Below are 13,498 nucleotides of genomic sequence, written 5' to 3' on the forward strand. Positions count from 1 at the left end.
GTTCATTCAAACCGCTCAGAGCTACTCTTCCACTTCTTCTTCGTCTTCATTCTTGCGTACATAGAAGCGTGCAAAGAACAAACCAACTTCAAACAGCAGACACATTGGAATCGCCAAAAGCGTCTGAGAAATCATGTCTGGTGGCGTTAGCATCATACCAACAATAAAGGCACCGACGATGATATATGGTCGCTTCTCGCTCAAGCTCTTAGGGTTCGTCGCCCCAGTCCAACAGAGCAAAATGATGGCTACTGGCACTTCAAACGCGATACCAAACGCTAAGAACAGCGCCAACACAAAGTCGAGGTAACTGGAGATGTCGGTTGCAAACTCTACCCCGCCAAGAGAAATGGCAGTAAAGAAGCCAAATACCAACGGGAATACCACAAAGTAGGCGAAAGCCACACCACAATAAAACAGCAGTGAGCTTGAGAACATCAGTGGCATGATCAAGCGACGTTCATGCTTATACAAGCCCGGCGCCACAAACGCCCACACTTGGTACAAGATAAACGGCACCGCTAGAAAAATGGCCGCGATTAAGGTCAGCTTTAACGGTGTGAAAAACGGAGACGCGACATCGGTAGCAATCATGGTTGCCCCTTCTGGTAGACGCTCTACCAAAGGTGCGGAGACAAACTCATAGATGTCATTGGAAAAATAGATCAGACCAAGAAACACCACTAGTACGGCAACAATGGCACGTAGCAAGCGGTTACGAAGTTCCAATAAGTGGCTGATCAAAGGCTGTGTCTGCTCAACAGAAGACATGGAAACCTCTACTCAAAAAGATAGAAAAAGAGCTACGGACTCTATACTTCAAGTCGTAGCTCCTCTAAATACGAGACTATTCGGCTTTTTTATCTGCCTGTGGTGTTGGTTGAGTGTTTAAACTTTCAACCTCACCAGCGGAGTCATTGGCGCTGTGAACGGATGCAGCTTGGTCATCCACAGTCTCAGTACTGTTCGTTGCTGAGTCGCTTTTGCTCGCGTAAGGACGTTGGACGTCTTGCGCAGCTTGCTTCAATTGTTCTACTGAAGACTTAAGCTCAGGAGAGAGATCTTCCATCCCCATTTGCTCTGCTTTACGCAAGTTGTCTTGCAGTTCTTGAACCTTAAGCTCGTGAGAAAGTTCATCTTTCACACTGTTTGCCATGTTTTTCGCCGCACCAACAAATTTGGAGACACTGCGAATTGCATGTGGCAAACGCTCAGGACCAAGTACTACTAGCCCAACAACAGATATTAATACCAGTTCCCAAAAACCGATATCAAACACGAGTTACGCCTGCTCTTTGTCTTTCTTAGTTTCAGCAGTTGCTTCTGTTTTCTGCTGCTCTACGCTCTTTTGCTGATCAACAGCTTTTGGCTCGAAATCTGCGTCTTTTTTGTCTTTGTCCGCATCATCTTCGCTCATTGCTTTCTTGAAGCCTTTTACTGCGCCACCAAGATCGCCACCAATACCACGTAGTTTCTTCGTACCAAATAGTAGAACCACAATGACAGCAATGATAAGAAGTTGCCAAATACTAATACCACCCATTCTTTTTACCTCGGGTCTTATTAAACAAATTTATTTTCAAGAGTTTAACGTCTATTGACGGTAAGCTCGCCAACTAAGCAACCAAAATGTGACCCCGCCGATGGCGCTGGCCAATGAAAGCTGCTCATAAGTGCTGTTTACCAATATTGCCGAGCATACGACTAATGTGGCACCAACACCAAATAAAAATTTACCCGTCGCCTGCTGACGCTTACTTGAACGATAACCTTGGTAGAGCTGATCCATACGTTGGTTCATCATCTTACCTTGGCGCAAGCTGTCATAGAGCAACTCTGGCAGTTCTGGTAGTTTCTCTGCCCAGAACGGCGCGCGATCTTTTACCGCGTTGATCACCGCTTGCGGGCCAACTTGGTTCATCATCCACTCTTCAAGGAATGGCTTAGCCGTCTCCCACAAATCAAGCTGTGGGTATAACTGACGCCCTAGCCCCTCGACATAAAGCAGTGTCTTTTGTAGCAACACCAATTGCGGTTGCACTTCCATATTGAAGCGACGCGCAGTGTTAAACAAGTTTAAAAGCACATGACCAAACGAGATCTCGCACAGCGGCTTAGCAAAAATCGGCTCACACACAATGCGAATCGCAAACTCAAACTCATCGATGTTGGTTTCACGTGGAACCCAACCCGAGTCAACATGCAGTTCAGCGACACGTCGATAGTCACGATTAAAAAACGCTAAGAAGTTTTCCGCTAAATAACGCTTATCTTCACTGTTTAACGTACCAACAATGCCGCAATCTAGACCAATCCAACGCGGATTTTCTGGATGTTCTGGTTCAACAAATACGTTGCCAGGGTGCATATCGGCATGGAAGAAGCTATCGCGAAAAACCTGAGTGAAGAACACGCTCACACCACGTTCCGCTAGGAGCTTCATGTTGGTGCCGTTGGCCTTCAAGCCTTCAATATCAGAAACTTGAATGCCGTATATTCGCTCAGAAACCATGACAGTTTGATTACTAACGTCAGTAATGACCTCTGGTACATACAATTCTTCGCTACCTTCGAAGTTGCGACGCAATTGAATTGCATTGGCCGCTTCACGACGTAGGTCGAGCTCATCCAATAATGTCTTTTCGTATTCACGTACCACTTCGACTGGTTTCAATCGACGTGCTTCAGGAAGTGCTTTGGCGACTATACGTGCCATTCGGTACATAAGTTTTAGATCTGCATCAATGACCGGGCGAATATCTGGCCTGATGACCTTTAATACCACTTCTTGGTTAGTCTGTTTCAGCTTAGCGGTATGCACCTGAGCAATCGACGCCGACGCTAGCGGTTCAATCTCAAAATCATCAAACCAAGTTTCCAGCGGACCACCTAACGCTTGCTCCATTTGCGCTTTTGCTAGCTTGCCATCAAATGGTGACACTTGGTCTTGTAGCAACGCTAATGGGTCTGCGATATGAGGTGGGAATAGATCACGACGAGTCGACATCATCTGACCAAACTTAATCCACACTGGACCAAGTTCTTGTAGCGCTAAACGCAGTCGGTCACCAAGTGGCTTTTCTGGATGTTGATTCTTAATCCAGAACAGGCTTTTTCTTAGCAGAAGAGGCGCTTTAGTTAGCTGATGTTCAGGGAGCAGTTCATCAAGCCCATATTCAAGCTGGACTCGAACGATATGATATAAACGGCGCAGCTCAGTTGGGGTCATGCAAGCTCCAACAATTTATTGAGCTTCGCTTCCACGCGCGCTGCCTGACTTTTCACATCATCAACCTGATCACAGAAATGCGCCACTTCTAGCGGTGCTGGCGCAATTTTCCACTCTTCTGTTAACACTTGCGCGAGGTGGTTTTGATGCTTACTCGCCTGAGCTTTGAGCATGTTGCCAACTCCACTAACACCTTGCACAACCGTATGCGCAACGACATCACCAGTCAGCTTAGATAACCACTCTTCAAGATCTGGTTTGCAATCGGTCATCAACTGCGAAAACTTCTGCGCCAGTTGGATATCGCCTTCTAGCACCAACTTATCTTGTTTGATCAGCTTAGTGATATTGGATTGATCACGCAGCTCAGGCAAAACTGATAGGTTGAGCGATAGATAACAATCTGGTTGCCCTTCGTAATTCGCCAGTACATCAATCTGCTGACTAAAAATGAACGTTAGGGTCTTATTGAGTTCTTTGAGGTTAACTTGAATCACTTGCCCTTTAAGGCGAGCAAGTCGACGACCCAATTCTGGATCGTCTTTAACCAATGTATTGAGCGTGGTCTCAATGACCGCAGTAACAAGAGGTTCAAATGGCATCGTCAGCAACCTTAGAACTTATAACCACGGTGCAGCGCGACAATACCACCGGTTAAGTTATAGTAACTGGTGTTATCAAAGCCCGCTTCATCCATCATGCCTTTCAAGGTTTCTTGATTCGGGTGCATACGGATAGACTCAGCAAGGTAACGGTAGCTTTCTGCATCGTTCGCCACCAGCTCACCCATCTTAGGTAACAGGTGGAATGAGTAGGTATCGTAAATTTTTGATAGCGGCTCTAGGATTGGCTTAGAAAATTCCAGCACAAGGAGACGACCACCAGGCTTTAGCACACGGTACATAGAACGCAGTGCTTTATCTTTATCTGTTACGTTACGTAGACAGAAGCTGATCGTGATGGCATCAAAGTAGTCATCTGGGAATGGCAGCTCTTCAGCGTTGGCTTGTACATAGTGAACGTTGCCAACAATGCCGTTGTCGCGCAGTTTATCACGACCAACATTGAGCATAGAGTTATTGATATCAGCCAGAATCACATGGCCTTTTTCACCTACGATGCGTGAAAACTTAGCAGTAAGGTCACCAGTACCACCACCAAGGTCTAGAATACGCTGACCAGGACGAACACCACTACAATCGATAGTGAAACGCTTCCACAGGCGGTGAATACCACCCGACATTAAGTCATTCATAATGTCGTACTTAGCCGCCACAGAGTGGAAAACTTCAGCAACTTTCGTTACTTTCTCGTCTTTTGCTACGGTTGTGAAACCAAAATGCGTGGTTTCATTTGATTCTAAAGCTGTATTCGATTGCACGCTTGTATCCGTCATGATGATTCCTCTTCGAGCAGCGCTACTAATTAATACGACCTAAGCGCTGCGGGCGATTAGTTTACTTTATCCTCATCCGGATGTCTTTCGGCGAAAGAATCATTTTTATCCAATACACTCTTTTCTGTGAGGCCATCGTGTTGAGCAAGTTGGACCAAATCACTTGAAATTGGCTTTTTCACCTCAACCCCGAGCTGTTTAAAGCTTTCAGCTTGGCGAATCACATTGCCTCGGCCACTAGCCAGCTTGTTCATCGCGCCTTGATAATTCTGGTTAGCTTTATCTAACGCGCCACCCAAACTTTCCATATCATCAACAAACAGGCGCAGCTTGTCATAAAGCTTGCTCGCTCGCTCGGCGATGATTTGTGCATTCTGGTTTTGACGTTCATTGCGCCATAAATTGTCGATAGTGCGTAGTGCCACCAGCAAAGTGGTTGGGCTGACCAAAATGATGTTTTGCTCCATCGCATCTTTGACCAAACTCGGGTCAGCTTGAATCGCCACTTGAAAGGCAGGTTCAACCGGAATAAACATCAGTACATAGTCGAGGCTTTGGATACCTTTCAGCTGATGGTAATCCTTATTGGATAAGCCTTTAATATGCGCACGCAATGCAAGTAAGTGGTCACTTAGGGCGCATTCCCTTTCTGCATCAGTTTCGGCGTTAAAGTAGCGTTCATAAGCGACCAAGGCCATCTTCGAGTCGACCACCACCTGTTTATCTTGCGGTAAGTGAACAATCACATCAGGCTGGTAACGCTTACCCGCTTCGTTTTGCAAGCTGACTTGAGTTTGATACTCATGACCTTCACGCAGACCGGATTCGGCGAGTACTCGCGCTAGAACCACTTCACCCCAGTTACCCTGCTGCTTGTTATCCCCTTTGAGCGCTTGCGTTAGGTTAAGCGCTTCTTTGGTCATCTGCTCGTTCAAACGCTGGAGGTTTTTCAGCTCATGGACTAGCGTATGACGCTCTTTGGCTTCTTGGTTAAAGCTGTCATTGACCTGCTTCTTGAAGCCTTCTAACTGTTCACGCAATGGTGATAGCAAGCCATCTAGGCTTTGGCGGTTTTGCTGATCAACTTTAGCGGTTTTCGCCTCAAACAGTTGATTGGCTAGATGCTCAAACTGCTGCTTGAGACGCTCTTCAGCTTTTTCTAGCAGTTGCAGCTTTTCTTGATTGGCTTTGTTTTGTTGTTCATGACGCGCTTCTTGCTCACGCAGTTGCGCCTCAAGCTGAGACTTATGCTCACGCACTTGGTTAAGATCGTCGGCATATTGCTGGCGCTCTTGCTTGACTGCATCGAAATAGCGCAGTTTCTCTAGTACGGCCATCAGCTTGCCATGAGATTGCTTGAGTTCATAAGCGGCTTTATCTCGCTCAGTATCAAGCTCATCCAGCTCGCTTTGCGCCTCAGCTAACTCTTTGTGTAACTGAGCGATTTGGCTAGTGGCCAACTGCTGATTTGATTCTAACTGCTGCTCTAAAAGCTGATTATCAAAGCGCATTTTCTGTTTGACCCACCAGCCAACAGCGACACCACTGGTAATTGCGCCCGCTACACCGCTGACCAACACACTTTGATGCTCAAGAATCCATTGCATAATAACGATTTAACTCTTCTTTATTTGGTATTGATAATGGTATTTTACCACTGGATAAATGTCCAGTTTGTCGGTTAGATATCGAACAGCTAGACTAGGCGCTCCGTACTCTGTACCTCTCTTGTGACCACTACACTATAAGTCGTTGGTTTTATTAAAGGAATATCATGAACGAGCGTCGCGCTTTAGGATTAGGTTTATCCGCTGTACTACTCTGGTCGACGGTAGCCACTGCTTTTAAACTCACACTGGCTGAGTTCTCTCCAATTCAAATGCTCACTGTCGCGAGTATTGTTTCTGCCATTGCTCTGATCATCATCTGTGCGGTGTCAGGCAAGTTAAAGTTACTCTCAAGTACTTTTCTTTCTAACCCTTGGTACTACCTATTACTAGGTCTTATCAACCCACTCGCTTATTACATTATTTTGTTTAAAGCCTACGATTTGTTACCCGCTTCTCAGGCACAAGCGATTAACTACAGTTGGGCGATCACCTTAACCTTAATGGCAGCGGTATTCCTCGGGCAAAAGATCCGAACCAAGGATTGGATAGCGTGTACGTTTAGCTACCTAGGCGTGATTGTGATTGCGACTAAAGGTGATGTGTTAGGACTGAACTTCGATAGCCCACTAGGTGTTGGCCTAGCGCTGTTATCGACGCTGCTTTGGGCGGGCTACTGGATTTTAAATGCTAAGAACAAGGCTGATCCAGTCGTCGGAGTCCTTCTGGGCTTTTTAGTTGCGATCCCATTTGCGATTGGTTTAACCCTTTATGAAGGGGAAAGTTTTGCTCAGATAACCACTCAAGGTTGGTTAGCGGTCACTTACGTTGGTCTGTTTGAAATGGGGGTGACGTTTGTCCTGTGGCTCAGCGCCTTAAAAGCGACGCAAAACACGGCTCGAATCAGCAACCTAATTTTTGCTTCACCCTTCATTTCATTGATGTTGCTCGCCACCATCATCGGCGAGCAGATTCATCCAGCGACGCTGGTTGGTTTGGTGTTGATAATTACCGGCCTAGTGATCCAGCAGATCAAAATCGGCAAAAAAGATCAGCCAAAGCAAGCTGCTTAACAACTTGATAACTTGGTCTATCAGCCATCAAATAGCTGGTAGGCCAATTCACTTCCCTGTCCTCTCACTCCATCAATTTTAGCCACCAGTTCTGGCGATGCGTGCAGTGCCTGCGCCGCCTTACTGTTAGCTAAATAACGCTGCTTTTCCGCCTCATCAAACATATTGTCCCAACGTTGGTGGGCATCGCGCGCTAAATACATCAAGCAAGCCAGGCGTTTCGACTCAACCGCTTTGGCTGGGTGGTTCACATTTGCAATCGCATCGACCAGTTGGTTGGGAAACATCCAGCTTTCCGCTAAAGCTGCGCCTAACTGCTGCGCATCCACCCCTAACAGCTCTCGCTGCACTTGCGCAGGGTTTTCTCCACTAGCCAGTCGGTGACTGATGATGACCGCTTTTTCTGGTTCTAACGTATGAATCATCAGCTCGCCGATATTATGCAGTATACCGGTACTGAAGGCTTCATTAGGGTCAAGCTTGATGTCTTTGGCGATAGTACTGGCAATGGTGGCGACTTCAAACGTCCCTGCCCAGTAGTCTTTAATATTTAGCGTTTCGATTTTGGGGAAAGTAGAAGCGAGAATTGAAGAAGAGATCAGATTGCGGATGGCGCCGATACCAATACGAACAATGGCATCATTGATGTTAGACACACCTTTAACGCCACCAAACTGAGCTGAGTTAGCCATCCTGAGCACTCGCGCCAACAACACCTGATCCATCGCCATTTTATGGGCTAAATCACCGAAATCGATTGATTCTCGATTGACCATTTCCAGCAGCTCTTGCAGCACACTTTCAATGCGTGGTAGCTCGTTAATGCGTGAGATTAGTGCTTGTTGGCTCATAGAGTTCACTCCTTCGATACCCTCTTAACTAGAATAAGTGTAGTACGATCGAATGAACTCCAATTAAATTTTCTTGTGCGGAATTATACCCACTGTCCGGCAACAAAACCGGAACTCCAACACCATTGGAAGTTGTAACCACCGAGCCAGCCCGTCACATCCATAACTTCACCAACAAAGTATAACCCTTTGATTTCTTTACACTCCATGGTTTTTGAAGAAAGATGATTCGTGTCGACACCTCCCAGTGTCACCTCAGCAGTACGGTAGCCTTCAGTGCCATTTGGCACAATTTGCCAGTTTTCTAAGCTGTGAGTTATCTCACTCAGTTGCTTAGCATTAAACTGCTTGAGAGGCTTATCTTGCAGCACTTTTCGATCGATGAGTACTTCGACCAAGCGTTTCGGTAATACTTTGGCTAAGGTGTTTTTGAGGCTCTGATTGGGATGTTTCTCAAGTGAGCGTTGTAGTAGCTCATCAATATCCGCTTCTGGTACCAGATTGATCGTGACCTTTTCGCCCGCTTTCCAGAATGAAGAGATCTGCAGCACCGAAGGACCAGACAGGCCACGGTGCGTAAACAGCAGTGCTTCTTTAAATACCGTACCATCTTGCGCCGTGATCTCGGCAGGAACCGCGATCCCAGACAACTCAGCAAAGGCTTCTTTGTCTTCTTTGTGCAGGGTAAATGGCACAAGTCCCGCAGTGGTCGAAATAATATCGAGACCAAATTGCTCAGCAATCTTATAACCAAATGGCGTTGCACCCAGTTTTGGCATTGATAAGCCACCTGTCGCCACAACCAAAGAATCACATTCAATCACGCTCGTATTGGTACGCAGAGTAAAGCCAGTCTCACTCTTTTCAATTTGATGGATATCTTGCTGGTAGCGCTGACTCACACTTGGGTAGTCACACTCAGCCAACATCATCTTGACGATATCTTTAGAGTCGTAGTCTCCAACACAAAACAGCTGCCCGTGGTCACGCTCTTCAAACTCGATGCCATGCTTGCTCACCATAGAGATAAAATCCCAGTTGGTGTATTGCGACAATGCCGATTTCACAAAGTGTGGGTTTTGACACAGGTAGTTGTTGGCAGAGACATCATAGTTGGTGAAGTTACAACGCCCACCACCAGCGATCAGAATTTTTCGCCCCGGCTTTTTCGCATGATCGAGTACTAATGTTTTACGACCGCGCTTACCCGCTTCTGCCGCACACATTAAACCTGCCGCGCCCGCACCGATGATGACAACATCAAACTTTTCTGTCATGAACAACTACTCATAAAAAACCAATAAAAAAGGATGTGCTTTACGCACATCCTTTGCAATTTGAAGCGATATTCTAGCGATATTTATCTAGATTGCCAATTCACTGCTTAAAGAATCATCGCCGCTAGTAACGTCACAGCCAGTAAAGAGGTCGATAAAATAAACAGCTCTCGAACCCGATCGCATTTACCGGTAAACACTTCATCATGATGATGGTGATACTCTTTACTCTTGATGTAGTGGAAAAGACGGACTTGCTTGGTCACATTACCATGGGTGGTAAAAAAACCATTACCATCAACTTGTTGATATAACAGCGGGTGAGCTTCTCGCATAATATAAATGAGAGAACGCAGTGCAGTCAGGTAACGAGCCATGTTAACTACAGTTACCATCATTAGCGCAAATAGAATGGTGTCAGCATTGATCATCTTTTCCTCCCTACATCTTCATGTTTGCCCAGAGAAAAAGACGATCTAAATTAGAGAGTCTTGCGCTGAAAATTACTCAGCAGGGGCATCCATTATTGAAGATGAACCTTCTTTTGCCAAAGCTGCCAGGTCTTTATCAATGAAGAACAGCGCTTTGCCATCTTCACCAACAAGATCCAGCTTATCTAAGATCCCTTTAAATAACTTCTCTTCCTCGTGCTGCTCTGCAACGTACCACTGTAAGAAGTTGAATGTAGAATAGTCTTGTGATGTAAACGCAACATGAGCCAGCTTATTGATTTTCTCAGTAATCATTTGCTCATGTTCAAATGTCTCGCGGAATACATCGCCTAGGCTATTGAACTCGTGCTTTGGTGCTTCGATCGCACCCAAAATTGGCATTGCACCGGTTTCACTGACGTAAGTGAATAAACGCTGCATGTGCTCCATTTCTTCTACGGCGTGTGCACGTAAAAACTCAGCTGCGCCTTCGAATCCTTTGTCTTCACACCAAGCACTCATTTGTAAGTATAGATTGGATGAGAAAAATTCGAGATTAATTTGCTCATTCAATTGTTCAACCATTGCTTGAGAAAGCATTTGCTACTCCTACTAAGTCTCTGAAGTTAAATTGACTATATCATGTTGGCAACCATAACACTTTGTCTAACAAATGTGGATCTGAGATCACTCTTGCAAAATTTATTCAACCAAGGTGCTAATCTTTAAACAGATACTTACAAGGAGATAGCATTATGAGTTATCAGCATATTCTGGTTGCCATCGACCTCTCTGAAGACAGTAAATTGTTGGTCAACAAGGCGGTATCCTTGGCCAAACCTCTCGATGCCAATATTTCGTTTGTCCATATCGATGTCAATTACGCAGAGCTCTACACAGGGCTGATTGATATCAATCTAGCAGAGACCCAACACCAGGCCATTGAAGCCTCGCAAAAGCAGCTGCAAAACCTCGCAGAACATGCAAACTATCCAATCAAACACACCTTAGTCGGCAGCGGTGACTTAAATAACGAATTGTGTGACACCATCAAGGAGTTCAATATCGACTTAGTGGTTTGTGGGCATCATCAGGATTTTTGGAGCAAACTGCTCTCTTCTACTCGACAGCTGATTAACTGCTCACCAGTCGATATGTTGGTAGTACCTCTTAAAGACTGATTCGAAATCCATATTGGTATAAACTGCGCCCATAGCTTTTGATAATGAGTCTTAATTATGGGGTATTTATCCGCTGTCACTTTATTGTGGGCATTCTCTTTTAGCCTGATCGGCGTTTATCTTGCCGGTCAGGTTGATTCGTGGTTTTCTGTATTTATCCGAGTTGCTCTCGCAAGCTTGGTGTTCCTGCCATTTTTGAAGTTCAAAGGCGTTGATAAGGGCCTAATCGCCAAGTTAATGACCGTCGGTGGCTTCCAGCTTGGTTTGATGTATTGCTTCTACTATCAGTCGTTCTTGCTGCTCTCAGTTCCGGAAGTTTTACTCTTCACTATCTTCACCCCTATTTATGTCACCTTGATCTATGACTTGCTTAAGCGTCGCTTTTCCCCTTGGTACTTAGTGACCGCCGCAATTGCCGTCGCGGGTGCAGCCGTGATCAAGTTTGCCGATATCAATGAGAATTTTATTGCCGGCTTCCTAGTGGTTCAAGGGGCCAACATCTGCTTTGCCATTGGCCAGGTCGGCTACAAATATCTTATGGAGCAATATGAGGTTGAGCTGCCACAACACGCCATCTTTGGTTACTTCTATCTAGGGGCATTGTGTGTCGCAACGGTCGCGTTCGCTCTGATGGGTAACCTAGATAAAATGCCAACCACCAGCACTCAGTGGGGAGTTCTCATTTATCTTGGCTTGATCGCGTCGGGTATCGGCTATTTTGCTTGGAATAAAGGCGCGACCATGGTCAATGCAGGCGCACTGGCGGTAATGAACAATGCGTTAGTACCTGCGGGGCTTATCGTTAACATCCTGATTTGGAATCGCGACGTCGAGCTTGTGCCACTTATGATTGGTGGGGCAATTATTTTGCTTTCACTGTGGGTCAACGAGACTTGGGTGAAACGTAAGGTCGAGCAAAGTTATCAATCGGCGTAAACGAAAAAAGCTCTCCAAGTGGAGAGCTTTTTTATATCTAGTGAATACTTGATTGATTCTGCGCTGACCTTGCTTCAGGTATTAGCGCTGCCAACTCTTTTGAGTACTCAATGCTGGCTTCAAGTTTCTTTTGACGTTTCAGCAGCTTGTTTTGCTTTTTAGCCAATTTAAGCAATTTCTTTTGCTGCTTAAATTGCTTCTTCAACGCTTTGTTGGCTTTCTTTACCGCCTTCTCATCACTTAAGTCCAGCGTGTTCAGCTCAATAGCCTCGGTAGACTTCTCTGCAATGGCGACTTTTTGCAACTGTGCTTTCTGTTTTACTTTTTCAACAACGCGACGTACAGCCTGAGTTTGTTGCTCTGTGCGTTGTGTCGGTGGCAGCGCTTCCGCTAGCAGACCACAACCCTTTTGTTCGGCCAGAGGCTTATTCTGGCAAGCTTGAGGGGGAATCGCCGCAGGTTTGCATAGTGAAGCATTATCAGCAGAAGAGCGTGCACATGAACGGCAGACAAATTTAGGCTCTACCACCAAACGATGGATATCACCTAAGTTTTCAGCAATTTGCTTGCGATTCATCTTACAAAGTCGTTTAGCCACTCTACTACTCCAGCTAATAATACGAATAGTTCTTAGTAAGATATACCCGCTAATTAACCAATAGGCAAGCTTTAAAAGTGGCTAGCAAATACAGTGTGCGCTAAGTCATTGATGCATTGACATAAACATCAAATCGATTCTTTTTGGTCTCTATTGCCATCGACGGTTTTTGCTCATTGAGCCAACTTGCGTAGTCTGGGCGCTTAACCACAACCCTTTTAGTAGCAAGGGCTAACGCGGGTTCTAGTAAACCATCTGCATCCAAATCAGCGCCAACTAACGACTGAAAAACACGCATTTCCTTTTTCACTAAGGCGCTTTTCTTTTTACTCTCTGGGTGTGGGTACATTGGGTCTAAATAGACCACATCTGGTTTCACAAAGCTTGTATCACTGGCAAGGTCATGCAGCGCATTCAGGCTTGAAGCATGAATCAGAGACATACGCTCACTCACCCACTGACCAATCTCCGCATCTTGCTTTGCGCGCTCTAAACCATCATCCAGCAACGCCGCAACCACTGGGTGTCGCTCAACCATTTGCACTTTACAGCCCAAGGAAGCCAATACAAACGCGTCGCGCCCTAGCCCAGCCGTGCCATCAAGAATCGTTGGTGTCGTACCTTTATTTAGCCCCGCCGCTTTCGCGATCGCTTGACCTTTACCGCCCCCAAACTTACGGCGGTGTGCCACAGCTCCACTAACAAGATCGACAAAAATAGCACCTAGCTTTGGCTCATCCAGCTTACGTAACTCCAATTGCTGCTCAGTCAATACCAAAGCAAACGGGCTATCTTCGCTGTGGATTAATCCCCAGCGCTGTGTGAGCTGTTGAAAACGGTCTAATTGGGTTGAGTCTTCACAATGAAGTTGTAGTTGCACGGAGTGCTCCAAAGCCTTGTAACAATATAGGGTACGCAG

The 13,498-nt window shown here is 45.8% G+C and carries 16 protein-coding genes; 3 read left to right on the forward strand and 13 right to left on the reverse strand.

What is annotated here, in order from left to right; genetic code table 11:
• Positions 1–21 precede the first annotated feature (21 nt).
• From tatC to rmuC, 7 genes are all read right to left on the reverse strand, one after another.
• On the reverse strand, positions 22–771 hold the full coding sequence (gene tatC, locus VIA_RS00610) for a twin-arginine translocase subunit TatC (protein ID WP_004409702.1): 750 nt from the start codon (positions 769–771) through the stop codon (positions 22–24).
• 76 nt (positions 772–847) lie between these two features.
• Entirely contained in the window at positions 848–1,279 is a 432-nt protein-coding gene (tatB, locus tag VIA_RS00615; RefSeq protein ID WP_004409704.1) for a Sec-independent protein translocase protein TatB, read from the reverse strand.
• Positions 1,280–1,282: 3 nt separating this feature from the next.
• On the reverse strand, positions 1,283–1,543 hold the full coding sequence (tatA, locus tag VIA_RS00620) for a Sec-independent protein translocase subunit TatA (protein WP_004409706.1): 261 nt from the start codon (positions 1,541–1,543) through the stop codon (positions 1,283–1,285).
• 51 nt (positions 1,544–1,594) lie between these two features.
• Positions 1,595–3,229, reverse strand: a complete 1,635-nt coding sequence (gene ubiB / locus VIA_RS00625) for a ubiquinone biosynthesis regulatory protein kinase UbiB (RefSeq protein WP_004409708.1) — start codon at positions 3,227–3,229, stop codon at positions 1,595–1,597.
• On the reverse strand, positions 3,226–3,831 hold the full coding sequence (locus VIA_RS00630) for a ubiquinone biosynthesis accessory factor UbiJ (RefSeq protein WP_004409710.1): 606 nt from the start codon (positions 3,829–3,831) through the stop codon (positions 3,226–3,228). Before VIA_RS00630 ends, ubiB begins: the two co-directional genes overlap by 4 nt.
• Positions 3,832–3,842: 11 nt before the next feature.
• Complete coding sequence (gene ubiE / locus VIA_RS00635) at positions 3,843–4,625, reverse strand: bifunctional demethylmenaquinone methyltransferase/2-methoxy-6-polyprenyl-1,4-benzoquinol methylase UbiE (protein WP_004409713.1); 783 nt, start codon at positions 4,623–4,625, stop codon at positions 3,843–3,845.
• 56 nt (positions 4,626–4,681) lie between these two features.
• Positions 4,682–6,232 carry a DNA recombination protein RmuC gene (gene rmuC / locus VIA_RS00640; protein ID WP_004409714.1) on the reverse strand — a complete coding sequence of 517 codons (1,551 nt, stop codon included), beginning with the start codon at positions 6,230–6,232 and terminating at the stop codon, positions 4,682–4,684.
• Positions 6,233–6,399: 167 nt separating this feature from the next.
• Between rmuC and VIA_RS00645 the strand changes: the two genes are divergently transcribed.
• A complete protein-coding gene (locus tag VIA_RS00645; RefSeq protein ID WP_004409715.1) occupies positions 6,400–7,305 on the forward strand; it encodes a DMT family transporter in 906 nt (301 codons plus the stop codon).
• 20 nt (positions 7,306–7,325) lie between these two features.
• Here the strand turns inward: VIA_RS00645 and VIA_RS00650 are convergent, their stop codons facing one another.
• The 4 genes from VIA_RS00650 to ftnA all read right to left on the reverse strand — a co-directional run bounded on the left by VIA_RS00650 (position 7,326) and on the right by ftnA (position 10,464).
• Positions 7,326–8,156, reverse strand: a complete 831-nt coding sequence (locus VIA_RS00650; RefSeq protein WP_004409717.1) for an HDOD domain-containing protein — start codon at positions 8,154–8,156, stop codon at positions 7,326–7,328.
• An 83-nt stretch (positions 8,157–8,239) separates the two neighbouring features.
• On the reverse strand, positions 8,240–9,433 hold the full coding sequence (locus VIA_RS00655) for a BaiN/RdsA family NAD(P)/FAD-dependent oxidoreductase (protein WP_004409718.1): 1,194 nt from the start codon (positions 9,431–9,433) through the stop codon (positions 8,240–8,242).
• Between the two features lie 107 nt (positions 9,434–9,540).
• The gene (uspB, locus tag VIA_RS00660) at positions 9,541–9,864 is read right to left on the reverse strand and encodes a universal stress protein UspB (RefSeq protein ID WP_004409720.1); all 324 of its coding nucleotides are present in this window, start codon (positions 9,862–9,864) and stop codon (positions 9,541–9,543) included.
• A gap of 72 nt (positions 9,865–9,936) precedes the next feature.
• Positions 9,937–10,464: a non-heme ferritin gene (gene ftnA, locus VIA_RS00665; protein ID WP_004409725.1), complete on the reverse strand. Its 528-nt coding sequence runs from the start codon at positions 10,462–10,464 to the stop codon at positions 9,937–9,939.
• A 155-nt stretch (positions 10,465–10,619) separates the two neighbouring features.
• On the opposite strand from ftnA, the gene uspA reads away from it, so the two are divergent.
• Both uspA and VIA_RS00675 read left to right on the forward strand, forming a co-directional pair.
• Positions 10,620–11,045, forward strand: coding sequence for a universal stress protein UspA (uspA, locus tag VIA_RS00670; RefSeq protein WP_004409727.1), 426 nt, complete (start codon positions 10,620–10,622; stop codon positions 11,043–11,045).
• Between the two features lie 57 nt (positions 11,046–11,102).
• Complete coding sequence (locus VIA_RS00675; RefSeq protein ID WP_004409730.1) at positions 11,103–11,981, forward strand: carboxylate/amino acid/amine transporter; 879 nt, start codon at positions 11,103–11,105, stop codon at positions 11,979–11,981.
• Between the two features lie 37 nt (positions 11,982–12,018).
• Here VIA_RS00675 and VIA_RS00680 read toward each other — a convergent pair whose 3' ends face one another.
• Positions 12,019–12,579: a hypothetical protein gene (locus VIA_RS00680; RefSeq protein WP_174269830.1), complete on the reverse strand. Its 561-nt coding sequence runs from the start codon at positions 12,577–12,579 to the stop codon at positions 12,019–12,021.
• Positions 12,580–12,679: 100 nt separating this feature from the next.
• A complete protein-coding gene (locus VIA_RS00685) occupies positions 12,680–13,459 on the reverse strand; it encodes a class I SAM-dependent methyltransferase (RefSeq protein WP_004409734.1) in 780 nt (259 codons plus the stop codon).
• Positions 13,460–13,498 lie beyond the last annotated feature (39 nt).

Source organism: Vibrio orientalis CIP 102891 = ATCC 33934 (assembly GCF_000176235.1).
In the GTDB taxonomy this organism is placed as follows: Bacteria; Pseudomonadota; Gammaproteobacteria; order Enterobacterales; family Vibrionaceae; genus Vibrio; species Vibrio orientalis.